Annotated in this window: 15 protein-coding genes and 1 riboswitch; of the genes, 11 read left to right on the plus strand and 4 right to left on the minus strand. The window is 70.0% G+C overall.

The features are described 5' to 3' along the window. Positions 1 to 88: 88 nt before the first annotated feature. The gene (locus tag PMI01_RS20380) at positions 89 to 964 is read right to left on the minus strand and encodes an isoaspartyl peptidase/L-asparaginase family protein (RefSeq protein WP_007673449.1); all 876 of its coding nucleotides are present in this window, start codon (positions 962 to 964) and stop codon (positions 89 to 91) included. A 69-nt stretch (positions 965 to 1,033) separates the two neighbouring features. Between PMI01_RS20380 and PMI01_RS20385 the strand changes: the two genes are divergently transcribed. The 7 genes from PMI01_RS20385 to PMI01_RS20415 all read left to right on the plus strand — a co-directional run bounded on the left by PMI01_RS20385 (position 1,034) and on the right by PMI01_RS20415 (position 8,911). Further along, on the plus strand, positions 1,034 to 2,032 hold the full coding sequence (locus PMI01_RS20385) for an NADPH:quinone oxidoreductase family protein (RefSeq protein ID WP_007673451.1): 999 nt from the start codon (positions 1,034 to 1,036) through the stop codon (positions 2,030 to 2,032). A 210-nt stretch (positions 2,033 to 2,242) separates the two neighbouring features. Then, entirely contained in the window at positions 2,243 to 3,160 is a 918-nt protein-coding gene (locus PMI01_RS20390; RefSeq protein ID WP_007673453.1) for a WecB/TagA/CpsF family glycosyltransferase, read from the plus strand. Beyond that, a complete protein-coding gene (locus PMI01_RS20395; RefSeq protein WP_007673454.1) occupies positions 3,157 to 3,366 on the plus strand; it encodes a hypothetical protein in 210 nt (69 codons plus the stop codon). Before PMI01_RS20390 ends, PMI01_RS20395 begins: the two co-directional genes overlap by 4 nt. 106 nt (positions 3,367 to 3,472) lie before the next feature. Then, positions 3,473 to 4,363: an SDR family NAD(P)-dependent oxidoreductase gene (locus tag PMI01_RS20400; protein WP_007673456.1), complete on the plus strand. Its 891-nt coding sequence runs from the start codon at positions 3,473 to 3,475 to the stop codon at positions 4,361 to 4,363. A 37-nt stretch (positions 4,364 to 4,400) separates the two neighbouring features. Next, the gene (locus tag PMI01_RS20405) at positions 4,401 to 5,321 is read left to right on the plus strand and encodes a DMT family transporter (protein ID WP_369744156.1); all 921 of its coding nucleotides are present in this window, start codon (positions 4,401 to 4,403) and stop codon (positions 5,319 to 5,321) included. 55 nt (positions 5,322 to 5,376) lie between these two features. Next, a complete protein-coding gene (gene galE, locus PMI01_RS20410) occupies positions 5,377 to 6,381 on the plus strand; it encodes a UDP-glucose 4-epimerase GalE (RefSeq protein ID WP_007673460.1) in 1,005 nt (334 codons plus the stop codon). A 40-nt stretch (positions 6,382 to 6,421) separates the two neighbouring features. Then, positions 6,422 to 8,911: a bifunctional diguanylate cyclase/phosphodiesterase gene (locus PMI01_RS20415; protein WP_051990003.1), complete on the plus strand. Its 2,490-nt coding sequence runs from the start codon at positions 6,422 to 6,424 to the stop codon at positions 8,909 to 8,911. 9 nt (positions 8,912 to 8,920) lie between these two features. On the opposite strand, the gene PMI01_RS20420 is transcribed toward PMI01_RS20415, so the two are convergent. Next, a complete protein-coding gene (locus tag PMI01_RS20420) occupies positions 8,921 to 10,465 on the minus strand; it encodes a helicase HerA-like domain-containing protein (RefSeq protein ID WP_007673464.1) in 1,545 nt (514 codons plus the stop codon). A 114-nt stretch (positions 10,466 to 10,579) separates the two neighbouring features. Here PMI01_RS20420 and PMI01_RS20425 point away from each other — a divergent pair, with 114 nt between their 5' ends. From PMI01_RS20425 to PMI01_RS20440, 4 genes are all read left to right on the plus strand, one after another. After that, positions 10,580 to 11,689, plus strand: coding sequence for an AI-2E family transporter (locus tag PMI01_RS20425; RefSeq protein ID WP_007673466.1), 1,110 nt, complete (start codon positions 10,580 to 10,582; stop codon positions 11,687 to 11,689). Positions 11,690 to 11,968: 279 nt separating this feature from the next. Then, positions 11,969 to 16,819: an NAD-glutamate dehydrogenase gene (locus PMI01_RS20430; protein WP_007673467.1), complete on the plus strand. Its 4,851-nt coding sequence runs from the start codon at positions 11,969 to 11,971 to the stop codon at positions 16,817 to 16,819. An 84-nt stretch (positions 16,820 to 16,903) separates the two neighbouring features. Then, positions 16,904 to 18,241 carry an MFS transporter gene (locus tag PMI01_RS20435; RefSeq protein WP_007673468.1) on the plus strand — a complete coding sequence of 446 codons (1,338 nt, stop codon included), beginning with the start codon at positions 16,904 to 16,906 and terminating at the stop codon, positions 18,239 to 18,241. 74 nt (positions 18,242 to 18,315) lie between these two features. Beyond that, a complete protein-coding gene (locus tag PMI01_RS20440) occupies positions 18,316 to 19,536 on the plus strand; it encodes a DUF418 domain-containing protein (RefSeq protein ID WP_007673469.1) in 1,221 nt (406 codons plus the stop codon). Here PMI01_RS20440 and PMI01_RS20445 read toward each other — a convergent pair. Both PMI01_RS20445 and purH read right to left on the minus strand, forming a co-directional pair. Beyond that, positions 19,533 to 20,297 (minus strand): dienelactone hydrolase family protein, encoded by a 765-nt coding sequence (locus PMI01_RS20445; RefSeq protein ID WP_007673470.1) that lies wholly within the window; start codon positions 20,295 to 20,297, stop codon positions 19,533 to 19,535. The two genes, PMI01_RS20440 and PMI01_RS20445, sit on opposite strands and share 4 nt — an antisense overlap. Positions 20,298 to 20,321: 24 nt before the next feature. Beyond that, complete coding sequence (purH, locus tag PMI01_RS20450) at positions 20,322 to 21,911, minus strand: bifunctional phosphoribosylaminoimidazolecarboxamide formyltransferase/IMP cyclohydrolase (protein ID WP_007673473.1); 1,590 nt, start codon at positions 21,909 to 21,911, stop codon at positions 20,322 to 20,324. 29 nt (positions 21,912 to 21,940) lie between these two features. Further along, a riboswitch (ZMP/ZTP riboswitch) is annotated at positions 21,941 to 22,021 on the minus strand. Positions 22,022 to 22,200: the final 179 nt, after the last annotated feature.

The raw sequence follows: 22,200 nt of genomic DNA on the forward strand, positions 1-22,200 counted from the left end.
GGGCGAGGCCCGGACGCTCCGCGACCCTTCCCATCGCCATCGCAGCCGTTCGGCGCGTGAGCGTGAAGTCGCGCCCGAAGCGGCGGCCTCAGAACGCCGCGCTGAACACCGTCCCGTCCGGCAGCAACGCCGCGCGCTTAACCCCGTCGGAGGCGAACGGCATGCTGACATTGCCGTCCCGGTCCACCGCGATCAGCCCGCCGTCGCCGCCCAGAGCCGCGACCCCGGCGATCGCCGCCGCCGCCGCGCTCTCCAGGCTCTCGCCGCCGAACCGCATGCGGTGGGCGATCTGCACGGCCGCGGCGGTGCGGATGAAGTATTCGCCCTGGCCGGTGCACGACACCGCCGCATGGTCGTCGGCCCAGGCCCCGGCCCCGATGATCGGCGAATCCCCGACCCGGCCCGGCATCTTTCCGAACACCCCCGCCGTCGAGGTCGCCGCCGCCAGCCGGCCTTCAGCGTCGCGGACCACGCAGCCGACGGTGCCGGTCGGCAATTCCGGCGGGTGGTTGGACTCGAACGCCCCGGCCTGGGTGAACCAATTGGCCGGGTCCGCGATCTCCTTCAGCCCCTGGGCGCGCGCGAAGGCCATCGCCCCCTCGCCGGCCAGCATCACGTGAGGCGTCTTTTCCATCACCGCCCGGGCGGCGAGGATCGGGCTCTCGAAGCCCTGCAGGGCGGCGATCGAGCCGGCCCGGCCGGTGGGCCCGTCCATCAGGCAGGCGTCCAGTTCATAGGCGCCGGCGGCGTTGGGCGAGGCGCCCTTGCCGGCGATGTAGAGGCCGCTGGCCTCCAGGGCGACGACGGTCTCGACGGCGACGTCCAGGGCGCTGGCCCCCGCCGCCAGCCGGTCGCGGGCCGCCTCGACCAGGCCGCGCATGTGGGCGATCTCGACGCCGTAGTCGTGGCCCGGGGCGGAGCCGGCGCCGCCGTGCAGGGCGAGACTAAAACGTTTGTTTGACATTCCGCTTCCTTGGTCCGGCGCCCTGCGCTAGCGTCCGCGCTCTTAAAGACAAATGACGGGAGAAGCGAGATGAAGGCGGTGCTCAGCAAGGCGGTCGGCGGACCCGAGACCCTGGTGCTGGAGGAGCTTCCCGACCCCGTCGCCGGCCCCGGCCAGGTGGTGCTGGCGGTCAAGGCCTGCGGCGTCAACTATCCCGACGTGCTGATCATCGAGGACAAGTACCAGTTCAAGCCGCAGCGCCCGTTCGCGCCCGGCGGCGAGGTGTCCGGAGTGGTCGAGTCGCTCGGCGAGGGGGTCACCACCCTGAAGGTCGGCCAGCGGGTGCTGGCCTCGAGCGGCCACGGCGGCATGGCCGAGAAGCTGCTGGTCGACGCCGTGCGCTGCACGCCGATCCCCGACTCCATGCCTTTCGACGAGGCCGCCGCCTTCATCCTGACCTACGGCACCTCGTATTACGCCCTGAAGGACCGCGGCCAGCTGAAGGCCGGCGAGACCGTGCTGGTGCTGGGCGCGGCCGGCGGCGTCGGCCTGGCGGCCGTCGAACTGGCCAAGGCGGCTGGCGCCCGCGTCGTCGCCGCCGCCTCCAGCCAGGAGAAGGTCGACCTGGCCATCGCCCACGGCGCCGACGCCGGCGTGGTCTATCCGCGCGGTCCGTTCGACAAGGACGGCCAGAAGGCCCTGGCCAACCTGATCAAGGAGGCCTGCGGCCCCAATGGCTGGGACGTGGCCTATGACGCGGTTGGCGGCGACTATTCGGAAGCCACCATCCGGGCGGCCGGCTGGAACGGCCGCTTCCTGGTCATCGGCTTCCCGTCGGGCATCCCGAAGATCCCGCTGAACCTGACCCTGCTGAAGTCCTGCGACATCCGCGGGGTGTTCTGGGGCGCCTCGGTGGCCCGCGAGCCCAAGCTGCACGTCCAGAACGTCAAGGACCTGATGGGCCTCTATGCCGAGGGCAAGATCAGGCCGCACGTGTCCGAGCGCTTCCCCCTGGCCAAGGCCGGCGACGCCATCGCCCACCTGGCCAGCCGCAAGGCGATGGGCAAGGTCGTGGTGGTCAACGACTAGGGGATGAGATTGGGGACGCACGCTCACGGCAAGGCCGTGGTCTATCTGGCTGAGATCGCGCCGTGAGTGTGTGTCCCCTGTCGTCCAATAATGGTGAACAGTCTATAAACCAAGTGTTCAAGGTTAAATCCTGCTAAGGATCCTTATTGGCAAACATATAACGCTGTTGCTCTAGAAGTCGTCCTTCGAATAGTCGGAGGCGGCGTTCAGATGTTCCTACCCGCACGCGACGCGTTCTCTCCCGAGGCGCGTCGACCTTTTCGCCTGAGCCGGCGCCCTGAAGAGCGGGTGCGCGTTCTGGGCGGCGCGATGGACCTTGTCCGGCCGGAGGAGGTCTTCCACTTCGTGGCCGGCAAGATCGCCGCGCGGGAAGGGGCGATCGTCGCCAACCACAACCTCCACAGCCTCTATCTGATCCGCAAGGACGAGAAGATCGCCGAGTTCTACCAGCGGTCCGACCTGATCGAGGTCGACTCGGTGCCGCTGATCTTCTGGGCCCGCATCGTCGGCCGGGCCAGCCGGCGGTTCCATCGCTGCACCTATCTCGACTGGCGCGACGCCTTCTGGGAGCGCGCGATCGCCGAGAACTGGAAGGTGTTCTTCGTCGGCGGCGCGCCGGGCGTCGGCGAGCAGGCCGTCGACCGCATCCGGGCCGATTGGCCGGGCGCCCAGATCGAGACCCACCACGGCTATTTCGACGTGACCCAGGACGGGATCGAGAACCAGGCGGTGGTCGAGCTGATCCAGGCCTACAAGCCCGACATCGTGCTGGTCGGCATGGGCATGCCGCGCCAGGAGGTCTGGGTTCTGGAGAACCAGGCCCAGCTGGGACCCTGCGTCACCTTCACGGTCGGCGGGGCCTTCGACTACGAGGCCGGCGTCCAGCGCCCTTCGCCCCGCTGGATGGGACAGGTGGGCATGGAGTGGCTGTTCCGGCTGATGGTCGATCCGCAGCGCCTGTTCACCCGCTACTGCCTGGAACCGTGGCACCTGATGGGCCCGGCCCTGCACGACCTGCGAAAAGCCCTTGTGAGACAGGCGGTTTCTCGTAAGGCTTCCGACACCGCTCGCGCCGAATATACGCGAGCGGCCGATTTGGCGCGCTCTGACAGTCTGGGGGGACGATGAGCTTGAAGATTTATCTGCCGCCGCCAGCCGTGAAGATCGAACGTCCGGGCATTCTGCAACGCGTCGCGGCGATCCTTGGCCTGGCTGGCCTGGTCCTGGCCTGGGCTGTGCTGCTGTTGCCCTGCGCGCTCTGGCTGCTGGCCAGCCTGGTGGTCAACCGCCTGACGACGACGCCCGTTCGCCAGCAGGCCCGCCAACAAGCCTGAACGTTGTTCACTTATCCCTAGCCAGGCGCGCTCCGGCGCGCCAGGATGGCCGCGCCTAGCGTAGCGGCCCGATCCCAGAGGCCGCGCGAGGCTATGGGAGCGACGCATGACGGGACGTCTGGACGGCAAGGTTGCGGTGATCACCGGCGGATGTTCGGGCATCGGGCTGGGGGCGGTCGAACTGTTCGTGGCCGAAGGCGCGTGCGTCGTGGCGGCCGACCTGCAGGCCGAGAAGGGCGCGATCCTCGAGCGGCGCTTCCCCGACAAGGTCCGGTTCTCGCGCTGCGACGTCACCGACGAGGCCCAGATCGCCGCGACCATGGCCCTGGCCCAGGAGGCCTTCGGCGGCCTCGACATCCTGTTCAACAACGCCGGCCACGGCGGCGCGCCCAACGGCGTGGCCGACATGACCGCCGAGGGCTGGGACGCCACCTTCGCCCTGCTGCTGCGCGGTCCGGTGCTGGGCATGAAGCACGCCCTGCCGCTGATGCTGGCGCGGGGTGGCGGCAGCGTCATCAACACCGCCTCGATCGCCGGCCTGCAGGCCGGGTTCGGGCCGCTGGCCTATTCCACCGCCAAATGCGCGGTGATCCACCTCAGCCGCTGCGCGGCGGCCGAGCTGTCGCCGCAGAAGATCCGGGTCAACGCCATCTGCCCGGGCCTGATCGCCACCTCGATCTTCGGGGCCTCGATGGGCCTGCCGCGCGAGGTCGCCGACCAGATGGCCGCCCGCGTCGCCGAGGTCGGCCCCAAGATCCAGCCGGTCCCCAAGTCCGGCCTGCCCGAGGACATCGCCCGCGCCGCCCTCTACCTGGCCAGCGACGACTCCGAGTTCGTCACCGGCACGCACATCGTGGTCGACGGCGGCCTGACCATCGGCGGTCGCAGCAGCTGGGATTCCACCGCGCCGTCGCCGCTGCTGTCGGCGATGGGCATCACGCCGGAGCAGGCCGAGCAGATGCGGGCGGCGGTGATCGCCTCGCAAGCCCACGCATGACGGCGACCCCACCCATCACGGCAAGGTCGTGAGCCTGCTGGCGGCCGGGCGCGGGTTCGGGGCCCGGCTGACCCCCAACCTGCGCGGCGCGCTGTGGATGCTGGCCTCGGCGGTGCTGTTCACCGCCATGACCACCCTGATCAAATATCTGGGGGCGGGCTATCCGGCCGCCCTTCAGACCTTCTATCGCCAGCTGGCCGGGGTGATCGTGCTGCTGCCCCTGGTGGCGCGCGACTGGCGCGGGGCATTGCGGACCACGCGGCCGGGCATCCTGATCTTCCGCTCCAGCGCCGGGGTGCTGGCGATGATCCTGGCCTTCTACGCCTATCAGGAACTGCCGCTGGCCGACGCCAACGCCCTGTCGTTCACCCGCACCCTGTGGCTCGTGCCGCTGGCGGCCCTGGTGCTGCGCGAGCCGCTGGGCCCGATGCGCGTGGCCGCCGCCCTGGTCGGTTTTCTCGGCGTGCTGATCATGCTCAAGCCGGGTGGAGACGGCGCCCACTGGCTGGGCTGGCCGCAGGCGGCCGCCCTGGCCTCGGCCCTGCTGTTCGCCCTGACCATCACCGGCATGAAGGTGATGACCCGCGACCACTCGCCCTTCACCCTGCTGGTCTATGCGGCGGGCCTGGGCCTGGTGTTCTCGATCCCGCCGGCCCTGTTCGTCTGGCGCTGGCCCAGCCTGCCCGACCTCGGCCTGCTGGCCCTGATGGGGGTGATCGGCACCCTGACCCAGGGCTGCTACATCAAGGGCATGGAGGCCGGCGAGGCGGCGGTGATGGCGCCCATCGACTATACCCGCCTGGTGTTCGCGGTGGCCGCCGGCTTCCTGCTGTTCCACGAGACGCCCAGTCCGGCCGTGCTGGCCGGCGCGGCCATCGTCGTGGCCTCGACCCTCTATATCAGCGTGCGCGAGCACCGGCTGTCGCGCCTCAAGGCGGCGACCGAACCGCCGTCCTAGGCTGGCGGGCGGCGGCGAACCTCGTCATCCTCCCGTCAAGGACGGAGACCTTCTGATGCAGACCGTATTGGTGGCCGGCGGCGCCGGCTATGTCGGATCGCACACCTGCCTGCGCCTGGCGCAGGAGGGCTTCCTGCCCGTGGTGTTCGACGACCTGTCCAACGGTCACCGCGAGCACGTGCAGTGGGGGCCCTTCGAGCAGGGCGACATCCGCGACGGCGCACGCCTGGACGCGGTGTTCGCCGCTCACAAGCCGGTGGCCGTGCTGCACTTCGCCGCCAGCATCGAGGTGGGGGAATCCACCAGGAACCCGGGCAAGTTCTTCGACAACAACGTCGGCGGGGCGATCTCGCTGATCGAGGCGACCCGGCGGGCCGGCGTCGAGGCCCTGGTGTTCTCCTCGACCTGCGCCACCTTCGGCGACCCGATCCGCCTGCCGATGGCCGAGGACCATCCGCAGAACCCGCTCAATCCCTACGGCCGCAGCAAGCTGATGGTCGAACAGGCCTTGGCCGATTACGCGCGCTATGTCGGCTTCCGCAGCGCGGTCCTCCGCTACTTCAACGCGGCCGGGGCCGATCCCGAGGGCCGCATCGGCGAGTGGCACGAGCCCGAGACCCACGCCATCCCCCTGGCCATCGACGCGGCCCTGGGGCGTCGGGAGCATTTCACGATCTTCGGCGACGACTACGACACCCGCGACGGCACCGCCGTGCGCGACTACGTCCACGTGCTCGACCTGGCCGACGCCCACCTCCTGGCCCTGCGTCACCTGCTGGGCGGCGGCGAGGCGGCGATGTTCAACCTGGGCACGGGCCACGGCACGACCGTCCGCGAGATGATCGCCGGCGTCGAGCGGGTGTCGGGCCGGTCCCTGCCGGTGATCAACGCGCCGCGCCGGCTGGGCGACGCGCCGGAGCTGGTCAGCGACAACGCCCTGGCCCGTCAGCGCCTGGGATGGTCGCCGACCCGCGATCTGGACGCCATCCTGGGCAGCGCCTGGCACTGGCATTCCGGGCGGGCCAGCCAGGTTGCAACTCCGGCGGTCGCACGCCGATAGCGCGTATTTCGCGAAACGCTTTTTTTGCACCTTCACCGTTATTGCTAGCAGGAATTCCCTGGGGGACCTGTGTGTGTTGAAGGTTTTGACCTGCCTGACGACGGAGCATGACCTTCGTCTGGTCGTCGTCGCCGGCCTGATCTGTTTCGCCGCCTGCTTCACGGCGTTTCGGCTCTATTCACGCATGCGCGGCGCCACGGGCGTGGTGCGGGCCGCCTGGCTTCTGCTGACCGGCCTGGTGTCGGGATCGGGCGTCTGGGCCACCCACTTCATCGCCATGGTCGCCTACGACCCCGGCCTGAAGACCGGTTACAGCCCGAGCGGCACCCTGCTGTCGCTGATGATCTCGGTGATGTTCATGGCCGGCGGCTTCGCCGTGGCCTCGGCCCAGCGCACCCGCACCAACGACTTCGCCGGGGGCCTGATCCTGGGCATGGGCGTCGCGGCGATGCACTACACCGGCATGTCGGCCTTCGTGACCCAGGGCTTCGTGCAGTGGGAACAGGCCACCGTGGCGGTTTCGGTGCTGCTGGGCGTCTGCGGCGCCGCCCTGGCCCTGACCGTGGGCGGACGCGCCCGCTCCCTGCTCAAGCAGGTCGGCGGCGGCCTGGTGCTGACGGTCGGCGTCTGCGCCCTGCACTTCGTCGGCATGGGCGCGATCACCATCGTCCCCGACCCCGCCATCGTCGTGCCCGATCAGATGTTGTCGGGCGCCATCCTGACCCTGGCGGTGACCTCGATCACCGGCATGATCATCCTTGGCGGCCTGGGCGCCGTGGCCATCGAATCCCAGACCAGCCGCTCGGCCCTGGACCGTATCCGCCGCCTGGCCAACGCCGCCTACGAAGGCATCATCGTCGTCCAGGACGGCCTCATCAACGACGCCAACGCCGCCTTCTGCGAACTGGCCGGGGTCGAACTGGACGCCTTGCTGGGCACGCCGGTCTCGAACCTGCTGACCTTCGACACCGCGGCCCCGACCCGCGAGGACGTGCGTCGCGAAGGCGCGCTGCAACCGGTCGACGGCGGCCGGCAGATTCCCATCGAGGTGTTCTCCCGCCTGATGGACGACGGCGCGCGCCGCGAGACCTCGGGCCTCACCGTCCTGGCGGTCCGCGACCTGCGCGAGCGCCGCTCGGCCGAGGAGAAGATCCGCTACCTGGCCGACCACGACGGCCTGACCGGCCTGCCCAATCGCAATTCGCTGCAGACCCGCCTGGCCGCGGCCCTGGACCGGGTCGAGGCCTCGGGCGAGAGCCTGTCGCTGGTCTGCATCGACCTGGACCATTTCAAGGAAGCCAACGACCTGCACGGTCACCTGGCGGGCGACGCCCTGCTGGTCGAGACCGCTCGCCGTCTGCAGGATTCGGTGACCGCGCCGTCCTTCGCCGCCCGCCTGGGCGGCGACGAATTCATCGTCGTCCAGATCGCCGCCGGCGACCAGCCGGGCGCGGCCGCCGAGCTGGCCGGCCATCTGCTGGAGGCGCTGTCGGCGCCCGCGACCTACGAAGGTCAGGACCTGATCATGGGCGCCAGCCTGGGGGTCTCGCTGTTCCCCGATGACGGGCGCACCGCCGAGGCCCTGCTGGCCAACGCCGACATGGCGCTCTATCGCGCCAAGGAAAGCGGTCGCGGGGCCTATCGCTTCTTCAAGCGCGAGATGGACGAGTCGATCCGCGAACGCCGGACCATGGCGCGGGAACTGCGCCAGGCGATCATCGACGAGGACCTGGTCGTCCATTACCAGCCCTTGGCCACGGCGTCGGACGGCGTGGTCTGCGGCTTCGAGGCCCTGGTGCGCTGGAACCATCCGGTGCGCGGCATGATCCCGCCGCTGGAGTTCATCCCGATCGCCGAGGAAAACGGCCTGATCACCCAGCTGGGCGAGTGGGTGCTGCGTCGCGCCTGCGCCGACGCCGTCACCTGGGAGCGTCCGCTGCGCATCGCCGTCAACCTGTCGCCGCTGCAGCTGAACCAGCCCAACCTGCCGACCGTCGTGCACGAGATCCTGATCCAGACGGGGCTGGCCCCCAAGCGGCTGGAGCTGGAGGTCACCGAGAGCGCCCTGTTCAAGGACTATCAGCGCGCGCTCGACAACCTGCGCCGGCTGAAGGCGCTGGGCGTGCGCATCGCCATGGACGACTTCGGCACCGGCTTCTCGTCGCTGTCGACCCTGCAGTCGTTCCCGTTCGACAAGATCAAGATCGACAAGAGTTTCGTCGAGAACATCCACCGCCACGACCGGGCGACGGTGATCGTCCGCGCCGTGCTGGGCCTGGGCCGCAGCCTGGACATCCCGTGCGTCGCCGAGGGCGTCGAGACCCAGGAACAGATCGATTTCCTGCGCGGCGAGGACTGCGCCGAACTGCAGGGCTACGCGATCGGCCGCCCGGCCCCGGTCGACACCCTGTCGGCCTGGACCCTGGCCAGCGTGGCCGCCGTCGCGCCCAAGAAGCGCAAGGCGCTCGCGGCCGAGGCGGAAGAGGCCGGCGCGGAGAAGGCCAAGGCGGCCGATCGCGACGCGGCCTGATCGTCGCGCCTACCGCCGCCGCGTCAGCCCGCCCAGGACCCCGCGCATGATCTCGCGACCAGCCTGGCTGGCCAGGGTGCGCAGCAACGACTTGGCGAAGGTCTCGCCCATCGACTGACGGCTGGAGGCGCGGGGCTTGGGCGCCGCGCGGGCGGCCTGGGCCGCTTCGCGTTCGCGAACCTTTTCCGCCGCCGCGTTCTGGCGCTCCAGCTCGGCCTGGTCGGCGGCCGCGTCGGCCTGCTGCTGGGCCTGGGCCGCGCGGCCTTGCAGCGTCTCGTAGGCCGAGGCGCGGTCCAGGGTGGTGTCATACAGGCCGGCGACCGGGCTCTTGGCGATCAGGGCCGTGCGCTCCTCGGGCGTCAGCGGACCCAGGCGCGAGGCCGGCGGGCGGATCAAGGTCTTCTGCACCACGCAGGGCGCGCCCTTGGCGTCCAGGGTCGAGACCAGGGCCTCGCCGACCCCCAGGGCCTGGATGGTCTCGGCGGTGTCGAAGGCGGCGTTGACCCGGAACGACTGGGCCGCGGCCCGCAGGCCCTTCTGGTCGGCGGGGGTGTAGGCGCGCAGGGCGTGCTGGACGCGCGCCCCCAGCTGACCCAGCACCGCGTCGGGGATGTCGGCCGGGTTCTGGGTGACGAAATAGATGCCCACGCCCTTCGAACGGATCAGCCGCACGACCTGCTCGATCTTCTCCAGCAGCGGCTTCTCGGCGTCGTTGAACAGCAGGTGGGCCTCGTCGAAGAAGAACACCAGCTTGGGCTTGTCCGGATCGCCAACCTCGGGCAGCTCCTCGAACAGCTCCGACAGCAGCCACAGCAGGAAGGTGGAATAGAGCTTGGGCGACTGGATCAGCGTGTCGGCGGCCAGGATGTTCACATAGCCGCGGCCGGCCACGTCGGTGCGCATGATGTCGGTCAGCTTCAGGGCCGGCTCGCCGAAGAAGTTCTCGGCCCCCTGGCTCTGCAGGGTCAGCAGCTTGCGCTGGATCGAGCCGACCGTGGCCGGGGCGACGTTGCCGTACTGGGTGCCGATGTCGGCGGCGTGGTCGGCGACGTATTTCAGCGCCGCCTGCAGGTCCTTGAGGTCCAGCAGCAGCAGGCCGTCCTTGTCGGCGACGTGGAAGACCACGGTCAGCACGCCCTCCTGCACGTCGTTCAGCTCCAGCAGCCGCGACAGCAGCACCGGGCCCATCTCGGAGATGGTGGTGCGGATCGGGTGGCCTTTCTGGCCGAACAGGTCCCAGAACATGGTCGGCGGCGCGGCCGGGGTCAGGGCCAGGTCCATCGAGGCGGCGCGGGCCAGCATCTTCTCGTTCGGCGCGCCCAGGGCGGCGATGCCCGAAAGATCGCCCTTCACGTCGGCGGCGAACACCGGCACCCCGGCGTCGGAGAAGGCCTGGGCCATCACCTGCAGGGTCACGGTCTTGCCGGTGCCGGTGGCGCCGGCCACCACGCCGTGGCGGTTGGACCGGTCAAGCCGCTGGGTCACGGGCCCCTCGCCCGCCCCCCCTTCGCTAAGCCCGATGAGGATTTCGCCTTCGCCGATCACCAGGGTCATACGCAACGTCCTTCATATTGAGGGTCTAACCGTAGCCTCGGCCTTGCGCCGCGCCAATCGCGTCGCGCAATGTGGCGCAAGTCTTTTACAGACCTTTCGAGAGAGATACCGCCGATGTCCATTTCCCCCTCGATCACCGGCCGCAACGCCGTGGTGTTCCTGGCGGTCGTCGCCGGGGGGGCGACGCTGTACTGGATGCGCGGCATCCTCACGCCGCTGGCCATGGCGGTGTTCCTGGCGGTGATGATCGACAGCTTCGCCCGGGTGCTGGTGCAGCGCCTGCCGCGCTTCCCCAAGGACCTGGCCCTGCCCAGCGCCATCCTGCTGTCGATCGCCATGTTCGGCCTGTCGGTCTGGGTGGTGACGGCCAACGGCGCCAGTTTCGTCGGGCAGATGCGGGACTACGCGCCGCGCCTCAACGACGTGATCGCCCAGGTGGCCGCGCTGGTCGGGGTCAAGGTGGCGCCGACGATCGGCGACCTGATCAACCAGCTCAACCCGACCCGCTACGCCGGGGCGGCCGCCCAGAGCCTGCAGAACTTCGCCTCCAACGCGGTGCTGGTGCTGATCTATCTGGGCTTCATCATCGCCTCGCGGCGCGGCTTCGGCCGCAAGATCGTGGCCCTCTACCCCCACCACGCCGAACGCGACGGCGCGGTGCGGCTGTTCCAGCGCATCCGCAACGGCATCGAGCAGTACCTGTGGATCCAGACCGTCACCGGCCTGATCATCGCCGTGGCCGCCTGGGCGGTGATGATGCTGGTCGGCCTGGACAACGCCATGTTCTGGGCCTTCCTGATCTTCATCGCCGCCTATATCCCGATCCTCGGCGGGGCGATCGGCTGCATCCTGCCGCCGCTGTTCGCCCTGGTGCAGTTCCCCCACAGCTTCTGGCCGGCCCTGATCCTGTTCATCGCGCTGGAGATCATCTATTTCGTGGTCGGCAACGTGATCCTGCCGCGCATGCAGGGCGACACCCTGAACATGGACCCGACCGTGGTCCTGCTGTCCCTGGCGGTCTGGGGCGCCCTGTGGGGCGTCACCGGCATGTTCCTGTCGACGCCCCTGACCGTGGCGGTGATGCTGATCCTGGCCCAGTTCGACGGCACGCGCTGGATCGCCATCCTGCTGTCGGAGGACGGGGACCCCAGCGGCGCGGCCCTGGACACGCCGCCGCCGGGCGCGGCGCCAAAAAAACGCGGCGTTCGGGCGGCTTCTCGATAGAACTCGATCAAGGGGACTTAACATCCCAAATGGCCTTCCTATCTAGGTCCTGTCGGTGTCCCCCCACGCCGACCCCCGCGCGACGCAGACCGATTTTCCGGAGCGTCCGACGCGGAGCCGCCCGTCGCCCCCCGACGGGCCTGCGCCGCCGGTCCCCCCCACCGGCGGCGCTTCCGTGTCCGGATGGCCGCGGCAAGATATTCGCCCATTTTTTCCGGTTGCGGTTGAAACCAGGCCTGAACGGGCTAGGTTGTCGCCAAAAATTCGCGAGGGAATCCCATGGTCGGTGAAAAACTTGACCCCAAGGCGGCCGCAGCTCAATCGGAAGGCCTGATCTCGGCCTTCAGCGCGGCTCTGGGGCAGGGGGCGCTCACCGAGCCGCTTCGCCAGTTCGCCGCCCAGGCCCAGGAAGACTGGTCGGCCGAGGAACTGCCGGGCTTCGCCGCCGACGACATCGCCCACGGCCTGATCGACTTCTGGCGCTTCGGCGAAACCGCCTCCGAACCCGTCTCGCTGCGCATCCGCCGCGCTCGCCGCGCCGACGGGACCGACCTGAAGAGCGACCTGCTGGAGATCGTCCAGCCCGACCGCCCGTTCCTGGTCGACAGCATCATGGGCGCCATCGCCGAACAGGGCTTCTCGGTCCGCGCCATGTTCCACCCGGTGGTCGAGACCGCCACCGGCCGCCGCTCGATGATCCAGGTCTATCTGGCCCCGGTGGGCGAGGACCGCGAAGCGGCGCTGATCGCCGCCGTCCGCGAGACCCTGGCCGACGTCCAGCTGGCGGTCGACGACTTCGACGGCATGAAGGCGCTTATGCGCCGGACGATCGACGCCCTGCGCGACTCGCCCGTCGCCATCCCGGAGGTCGAGCGGGCCGAGGGCCTGGCCTTCCTCGACTGGCTGGAGGGCGACCACTTCGTGTTCCTGGGGGCCCGGGTCTACGAATATCCCCGCACCGCCGACGGCGGCTACGCGGCCGAGGAGCCCCTGTACCAGCCCGAGGGCAGCCTGGGCGTGCTGCGCGATCAGACCCGCACGGTCCTGCGCCGCGAGAGCGAGCCGGCGATCCTGTCGCCCCAGGTCCGCGACCACCTGCTGCTGGGCGCGCCCCTGGTGGTGGCCAAGTCGAACCTGCGCTCCAAGGTCCACCGCCGCGGCTACATGGACTATGTCGGCGTGCGGCGGTACGGCGCCGACGGCAAGGCGTCGGGCGAGGTCCGCTTCGTCGGCCTGTTCACCGCCGAGGCCTACGAGACCCCCGCCCACGAGGTGCCGGTGATCCGCCGCAAGGTCGAGCACGTGCTCGACCAGGCCGGCAAGGACCCCGACAGCCACAACGGCAAGAGGCTGCGCAACATCCTCGAGACCTGGCCGCGCGACGAGCTGTTCCAGATCCCCGAGGGCGAGCTGCTGACCATGGCGCTGGGGGTGCTGCACCTCTACGACCGGCCGCGCGTGCGGCTGTTCGCCCGCCGCGACCCGTTCGACCGCTTCATCTCGGTGCTGATGTTCGTGCCGCGCGAGCGCTACGATTCCGGCGTCCGCGAACGGGCCGGCAGGATTCTGGCCCAGGCCTTCGAGGGTCGGGTCTCGGCCTATTATCCCAGCTTCTCCGACGCCCCGCTGGCCCGCGTGCACTACGTTCTGGGCGTCACGCCCGGCAAGCACGGCAATCCGGACCTGGCCGACCTGGAGGCCGCCGTCGCCGAGACGGCCCGCACCTGGGAAGACCGCTTCGAGGTCGCCGTGCGCGAGGGCGGGGCCCCCGGCCGCGTGGCCGAGACCCTGGCCCGCTACCTGACCGCCTTCCCGCCCGGCTATCGCGACCAGTACGACGCCGCCGAGGCCCTGGCCGACATCGCGGTCATCGACGACCTGGCCGAGGGCGAGGCCGTCCGCGTGCGCGGCTTCCGCCACGCCGACGACGACAAGCTGACCTTCCGCTTCAAGCTCTACCGCCCGGGCGCCGCCGCGCCCCTGGCCGACGTGCTGCCGATCCTCGAGCACATGGGGCTGAAGGCCCTGATCGAGGACGGCTTCAAGCTGACGCCGGCGGCCCATACCAGTGTAGGGGGCGTCCACGGCAAGGTCTGGGTGCACGAGTTCACCCTGCGCGACGAACAGGGCGAGCACCTGTCGTTCGGTGACGTGAAATCGGCCTTCGAGGCCGCCTTCGTCGCCATCTGGACCGGCCGCGCCGAGAGCGACGGCTTCAACCGCCTGGTGCTGGAACTGGGCGTCGGCTGGCGCGAGGCCGCCCTGATCCGGGCCCTGGCCCGCTACCGCCAGCAGACGGGCCTCGACCCCAGCCAGGGCGTGCAGGAACAGGCGCTGTCGGACAATCCCGGCGTCACCCGCCTGATCCTCGACCTGTTCCGCATCAAGTTCGACCCGGCCGTGCGCGCCGACCTCAAGGCCCGCGAAGAGCAGGCCAAGGCCGTCGAGGCCAAGATCGGCGAGGCCCTGCAGGCGGTGGAAAGCCTGGACGCCGACCGCGTCCTGCGCCGCATCGCCGCCCTGGTCGGCGCCATCCAGCGCACCAACTTCTTCCAGGTGGGCGAGGACGGCGAGCCCAAGCCCTATATCAGCTACAAGATCGCCTCGCGGGAACTGGACGACCTGCCCGCTCCCAAGCCCTATCGCGAGATCTACGTCTCGGCCCCGCACGTCGAGGGCGTGCACCTGCGCTTTGGCCCGGTGGCCCGGGGCGGCCTGCGCTGGTCGGATCGCCGCGACGACTTCCGCACCGAGGTGCTCGGCCTGGTCAAGGCCCAGCAGGTCAAGAACGCGGTGATCGTGCCGGTCGGCTCGAAGGGCGGCTTCTTCCCGAAGAACCTGCCGCGCGGCGGTACGCCGGACGCGATCCGGGCCGAGGCGATCCGCGCCTACAAGACCTTCCTGTCGGGCCTGCTCGACATCACCGACAACATCGACGCCGACAACAGGGTCGTGCCGCCGGTCGGCGTGATCAGCCATGACGGCGAGGACCCCTATCTGGTCGTCGCCGCCGACAAGGGCACGGCGACCTTCTCCGACATCGCCAACGGCGTGGCCGAGGACTACGGCTTCTGGCTGGGCGACGCCTTCGCCTCGGGTGGGTCGGTGGGCTACGACCACAAGGTCATGGGCATCACCGCCCGCGGGGCCTGGGAAGCGGTCAAGCGCCACTTCCGCGAACTGGGCAAGGACATCCAGGCCGAGCCGTTCACCGTGGTCGGCGTCGGCGACATGAGCGGCGACGTGTTCGGCAACGGCATGCTGCTGTCCAAGCAGACCAGGCTTCTGGCCGCCTTCGACCATCGCCACATCTTCCTCGATCCCGATCCCGACGTGGCGGTCTCGTGGGCCGAGCGCGACCGGATGTTCAAGCTGCCGCGCTCGTCGTGGGAGGACTACGACAAGAGCCTGATCTCCCAGGGCGGCGGGGTGTTCCCGCGCACCCTCAAGCAGATCCCGCTGTCGCCGGAAGTCCGCGCGATGCTGGAGATCAAGGCGGAAACCGTCGCGCCCAACGAACTGCTCACCGCGATCCTCAAGGCGAAGGCCGAGCTGCTCTATTTCGGCGGCATTGGCGCCTATGTGAAGGCCAGGGGCGAGAGCCAGGCCGAGGCGGGCGACAAGGCCAATGACGCCATCCGCGTCAACGGCGCCGACCTGCGGGTCAAGGTGGTGGGCGAGGGGGCGAACCTCGGTCTCACGCAAGCAGGTCGCATCGAGTTCGCGCAACTGGGCGGCCACATCAACACCGACGCCATCGACAACTCGGCCGGGGTCGACAGCTCCGACCACGAGGTCAACATCAAGATCCTGACCGGGATCCTGGAGCGCGGAGGCAAGCTGACCCGTGACAGCCGCAACCAGCTGCTGCCGACCATGACCGACGACGTGGCGAGCCACGTCCTGGCGGACAACTACGACCAGACCCTGGCCCTGACGCTGATGGAAAGCGACGCGGTGTCGGAGGTCGATTCCCACGCCCGGTTCATGGCCGAGCTGGAGGCCAAGGGCCGGCTGGACCGCCGGGTCGAGGGCCTGCCCGAGGCCGCCGTGCTGTCCGAGCGCGCCAAGGCCGGCAAGGGCCTGACCCGACCGGAACTGGCCGTGCTGCTGGCCTATGGCAAGATCGACCTGTTCGACGACATCGTCGCGTCGGAAGCGCCGGACGATCCGTGGTTCGAGGCGACGCTGCTGGGCTATTTCCCGCCCGCGCTCGGCAAATATGCCGACGAGATGCAGCGTCACCGGCTGAAGCGCGAGATCATCGCCACGGTGCTCGACAACCAGATGATCAACATGTGCGGCCCGACCTTCCCGAGCCGCCTGCGAGCCGCCGCCGGCTGCGACACCACCGCCCTGGTCACGGCCTTCGCCGCCGCCCGCCAGATTCTCGGGATCGACGCCCTGTGGGACCAGGTCTCGGCCCTGGACGGCAAGGCCTCGGCCGCCGGTCAGACGGCGCTGTACAAGGCCCTGGCCTACGCCCTGCGCAGCCTGACCTTCTGGCTGGCCCGGCGGGCGTTCCGCGACAAGCTGGCGGTCGCCAAGCTGGTCGAGGCCTATGGCCCGTCGGTGAAGGCGCTCAGCGCCCTGACCCCGGCCATCCTGTCGTCGTTCGAGCAGAAGGCCTCGGCCAAGCGAGCCAAGGTCTACATGGCGGACGGCGCGCCGGAAGCCCTGGCCCAGGCCGTGGCCGCCCTGCAGCCCCTGACCACGGCGGCCGACCTGGTCGACCTGGGCAACGCCTCCAGCTGGCCGGTCGAGAACGTCGCCCGGCTCTACCACCAGGTCGGGGCGGCCTTCGGCTTCGACCGCCTGCGCGGCGCGGCCGGCTCGTTCGTCGGCGGCGACCCCTTCGAGCGGCTGGCCGTGCGCCGGCTGATCGAGGACATGCTCGGCGAGCAGACGGCCATCACCCAGGCGGTGCTGAAGTTCTCGGCCAACGCCCAGGCCGGGGACGACGAGGCCTCGGCCAAGGCGGCGACCACCTCCTGGGCCGCCCTGCGCACCGACACCGTCCGCGCCGCCAAGCGCACGGTCGAGGATATCGAGCAGGCCGGCGGCGGCTGGACCTTCGCCAAGCTGACCATCGCCAACGCGGCGCTGCGGGGGCTGGCGAGCGCCAGCTAGACCCTCGATCGGGGACACGCACATGTGCGTGTCCCCAGCCCGAAAAGCTTCGCGTATAAGCGATCAGACTCGGGGGGATCTTCCATGGACAGAGGCGATCGGCGGCGGGCCGCGTGGGCGCTCTACGAATGGGCCCAGCAGCCCTACTGGGCGCTGATCGCCACCTTCATCTTCACCCCCTATTTTGCCGCCGGTTTCGTCGGCGACGCGGCGCGGGGCCAGAGCCTGCTGGGCTATGCCGGGGCGGTGTCGGGCCTGCTGATCGCGGTGTTCAGTCCGCTGGTCGGCGCCTCGGTCGACGCCCGGCGCAACCCGCGCGCCTGGCTGATCGGCCTGGCCTTTCCCTTCGTCATCGCCAGCGCCGCCCTGTGGTTCGCCGTGCCCGGCGCCCAGGACCGCGTCCTGCCGATCCTGGCCTGCCTGGTGATCGCCGGCGTCGCGGCCGAACTGAGCAGCGCGGTGATGAACGCCCTGCTGCCGCTGGTCGCCAAGCCGGGCGAGGTGGGGCGGCTGTCGGGCTCGGCCTGGGCCCTGGCCTATGTCGGGGCCTTGATCTCGCTGTTCATCGTGCTGCTGTGCTTTTCGCTGCCCCAGGTCCCGATGCTGGGACTGTCGAAGGCGTTGCACGAGCCCGACCGGATGGTCGGCCCGCTGGTGGCCCTGTGGTTCCTGCTGTTCGCCTGGCCGCTGATCCTGACCGCGCCCAGGCCGCCGCAGACCGGCGCCAAGAAGCCGCTGGCCGAGCTGTGGTCGACGATCCGCTCCCTGCCCGGCAAGCCGTGGATGGCGCGTTTTCTCATTGGCCGGATGCTGATCGGCGACGGCATTTCCAGCTTCATCGCCTTTGGCGGCGTGCTGGCGGCCGGCCTGTTCGGCTGGACCACCACCCAGCTGGGCCTCTACGCCATCGCCCTGTCGATCACCGCCGGGATCGGCACCTTCATCGGCGGCCGCGTCGACCAGAAGCTGGGCTCGAAGGCCACGGTGCTGATCGCCGTCTGCGTGGTGTTGTTCGGCGCGTTCGGGGTCGGCTGCGTGGGCCGCGACAGCCTGTTCTTCGTATGGCCGGTCGCCGCGCCGGTTTCCGGCGGCGCCCTGTTCTCCAGCTTGCCCGAGCGGGTGTTCCTCGGCTTTTCCCTGTTCGTCGGCCTGACCTTCGGCCCGGCCCAGGCCAGCTTGCGGGCCTGGATGGCCCAGCTGGCCCCGGCCGGCGAGAGCGGGCGGTGGTTCGGGCTCTATGCCCTGTCGGGCAAGGCCACGGCCTTCCTGGCCCCGCTGGTCATCGCCGTCGGCACCCGCCTGGTCGGCGACCAGCGCATCGCCGTCGCGGTCTCGGCCCTGTTCATGATCGCCGGGGCGGCGGTCCTGGCCGGCGTGCCGCGCCAGGGTCCGGAAGCCCTGTCGGACGTGATCGAGAAGTAGTCAAACCCAGGGTTGTTGCGGCCGCGATCCCGGGTCAAGATCAGCTTGCCGGGGGGCGCGGCGCTGGGGGCGTGATGACCAAAGACCGTATCGCGATGCTGGATTCCCTCCGGGGTCTGGCCGTGCTGGGCATCCTGCTCTGCAACATCCCGCTGGCGGCGGTTCCCGAGGCGGTCGGCACCAGCCTGATCCATTGGCCGCACGGCCAGCAGCCGGCCTCGGTGGCGGTCTGGCTGGTCACCCAGGTCTTCTTCCAGCAGAAGTTCTATTCCTTGTTCGCGATGCTGTTCGGCGCCTCGATGCTGCTGGTCGGCGGCGAAGGGGGAGACGGCTCGCGGACCCGGATCCTGGTCCTGCGCCTGGTCAGCCTGCTGGCCATCGGCCTGGCCCACGGCTTCCTGATCTGGCAGGGCGACGTGCTCCACACCTACGCCCTGGTCGGGCTGCTGGCCATGTGGGCGAGGCCGTGGCCGGCCAAGCGCCTGCTGGCGGCGGGGATCGGCCTGCACCTGATCCTGTCGGGCTGGACCGTCTTTAACATCCTGCAGCAGGCGGCCAAGGGCGGCGGCGGTCCGCCGGCCGCGGCGATGGCCAAGTTCACCGCCGAGAACCACGCCAAGACCGTCGAATACGCCGGCGGCTTCACCCAGTCGTTCGTCCAGAACGCCAAGGACTACGCCGATTTCGTCGCCGGCTCCTTCAGCCATTGGCCGCCGACCTGGCCGTTGCTGGTGCTGTCGCTGATGCTGATCGGCATGGGCCTCTACAAGCTGGGCGTCCTGAGCGGCAAGGCCTCGATCGGGGTCTATCGCGCCCTGGTCGCCGTGGGCCTCGGAACCCTTGCGGTCGTCGGCTTCGCCGAGACGTTCTACGCCACCCTGCCCGACCATCCCCGGGCGATGGGCGCCCTGGCCCGCTGGATGCAGAGCGCCACCGCGCCGGTGGTCAGCCTCGGCTATGTCGGGCTGATGGTGCTGGCGGCGCGGGCCAAGGTCTGGAAGGCGATCCCGGCGGCGCTGGCCCCGGTCGGCCAGATGGCCTTCACCAACTATCTGACCCAGTCGATCCTGATGACGGCGATCTTCTACGGCGGACGCGGCCCCGGCCTGTTCGGCAAGGTCGACCGGCCGGCCCTGGCGGGGATCGTCGTGGCGATCTGGACGCTGCAGATCCTCTGGTCGCGCTGGTGGATGGCGCGCTTCACCATGGGGCCGCTGGAGTGGCTGTGGCGCCTGGCCTATCGCGGGCCGATGCCGCTGCGGCGGGAGCCGGCCAAGGTCGCGGTGGAGGCCTAGACGCTGCGCAGCGCCTTGGCGAAATAGTCCTGGGTCTGGGCGAACAGGTCGGGACGGTACCTGGCCCGCGGGTCGTTGGCCCGGTTGTCGTCGAAGGCGTGGGTGGCGTCGGGATAGAAGGTCGTGTCGACCGACAGCCCGTCGCGCTTCAGCCGCTCCAGCGCCTTTTGCGGGTTCTTCCAGCCGACCACCTGGTCCTTGCCGGCCACCACCGAGAACACCTTGGGCCCCTGGGCGCCCCAGCCCCGGCTGGAGGTCAGCGAGGGGTAGCTGGAATAGGGATAGACCAGCAGGGCGCCCTTGACCCGGGCCCGCAGCTTGAGCGGGTCGGCGTCGGTGACGCCGGTGGCGCGGGCCGCGTTCGCCCCGATCGCGTAGCCGTCCATGATCGACCAGGCCCCATGGCTCCAGCCGGCCAGGAACAGGCGGGTGTGGTCGGCCCAGGGCTGGCTTTCCAGCCAGGTCATCACCGCGAAGATGTCGCCCGACCGCTTCAGCCCCTGCAGCACCGTGCCGGTGCAGACGAACAGCTTGGCGTCGAGGCTCGACATGCCGCGCGGCTTGAACGAGTCGACGACGATCGCCGCGTAGCCGGCCTGGACGGCCACCCTGGCGTAGTCCTCGAGGAACGGGGTCTTGCCGCCGCAGCCGTGCAGGATCAGCGCCACCGGAAAGGGGCCGGGGCCCGAAGGTTTGAAGACCTTCGAGGCGTCGGCGATCTTGGCTCCCCATTTCGCGGAAGTCATGGCGGCGCTGAGCATGGCGTCGTCTCTCGCTACGCGTTCCTAGTGGCGGAACACTCGCACGCCGGTGAAGGCCATTGTAAGACCCAGCTTGTCGGCGGCCTCGATGACTTCGCCGTCGCGCATCGAGCCGCCCGGCTGGATGATCGCCGTGGCTCCGGCTTCCGCCGCCTGGATCAGGCCGTCGGCGAACGGGAAGAAGGCTTCCGAGGCGCAGGCGCAGCCCTTGAGGTCCAGGCCGAAATCGGCGGCGCGCAGGGCGGCGATGCGGGCCGAGTCCTTGCGGTTCATCTGGCCGGCCCCGACGCCCAGGGTCTGGCCGGCGCGGGCGTAGACGATGGCGTTGGACTTGACGTGCTTGCCGACCGTGAAGGCGAACAGCATGTCGCGCACTTCTTCCTCGGTCGGCTGGCGCTGGGTGACGATCTTCAGGTCGCTCGCGGTGATCCGCGCGTCATCCCGGGATTGCACCAGGAAGCCGCCGGCCACCGACTTGAAGGTGTCGCCGGTCGACAGCGCGTCGGGCAGGCCGCCGGTCACCAGCAGGCGCAGGTTCTTCTTGGCGGCGAACACCGCGACGGCGTCGTCATCGGCTTCCGGGGCGATCACCACCTCGGTGAAAATCTCGACCATCGCCAGCGCCGCCTCGCGGGTCAGGCGGCTGTTGACGGCGACGATGCCGCCGAACGCCGAGGTCGGGTCGCAGGCCAGGGCCCGCTCATAGGCCTCGCGCTGGCTGCCGCCCACCGCCACGCCGCAGGGGTTGGCGTGCTTGATGATCGCCACGGCCGGGCCCTGGGCGGGGTCGAACTCGGCGATCAGCTCGAAGGCCGCGTCGGTGTCGTTGATGTTGTTGTAGCTCAGTTCCTTGCCCTGCAGCTGGGTGGCGGTGGCCACGCCCGTGCGCGGGTTCGGGAAGGCGTAGAAGGCCGCCTTCTGGTGCGGGTTCTCGCCGTAGCGCATCACCTGGCGCAGCTCGCCGGCGATGGCCTTGCGGGCCGGGAAGTCCTGGCCCAGCTGGGCGGCGAACCAGGTGGAGATGGCCGCGTCATAGGCCGCCGTGCGGGCATAGGCGCGGGCCGCCAGGGTCTGGCGCAGGGCCAGGGTCGTGCCGCCGGCCTTCAGGGCTTCCAGCACTTCGGCCAGGTCCGACGGATCGGTGCAGACGGCGACATAGCCGTGGTTCTTGGCCGCCGAGCGGATCATGGCCGGGCCGCCGATGTCGATGTTCTCGACGCACTCGGCATAGGTCCCGCCCTTCGCGACGGTGGCCTCGAACGGATAGAGGTTCACATAGAGGATATCGATGCCGCCGATCCCGTGCTCGGCCATGGCCTGGGCGTGTTCGGGGGCGTCGCGCACGCCCAGCAGCCCGCCGTGGACGATCGGGTGCAGGGTCTTGACCCGGCCGTCCATCATCTCCGGGAAGCCCGTCAGGTCCGAGACGTCCTTGACCGGGACGCCGGCCGCCGCGATCGCCGCCTTGGTGCCGCCGGTCGAGACCAGCTCGACGCCGGCCGCGTGCAGGGTCCGGGCGGCCTCGACCAGGCCGGTCTTGTCGGAGACCGACAGCAGGGCGCGCTTGGGGGCGACGAGATCGGGGGCGGACGGATAGTCGGGGGCGGCGGGCACGGCGGGACTCCGGGTCTGGTGAAAAGACGAAAAGGAGCCCAGGCGCGCGGCGATATAGGTTCGAGCTCCCCGGTGGTTGCCCACCTCCAGCGCCAGTCACCCGAACGGCGCGGAAAATAGGCGGGTCGGCGGGGGAGTCAATGCGGCGTGGGTCTTAGGTCCTCCCCCTGTGGGGGAGGCGGCCGAAGGCCGGTGGGGGGAGCTGAGGGCCGTCGATCCGGGTCGTGGTCATCGGCCGATTACTCCCCCCTCCGATCGCTGCGCGATCGCCTCCCCCGCAGGGGGAGGG

It is taken from the genome of Caulobacter sp. AP07, from assembly GCF_000281955.1.
Classification (GTDB): Bacteria; Pseudomonadota; Alphaproteobacteria; order Caulobacterales; family Caulobacteraceae; genus Caulobacter.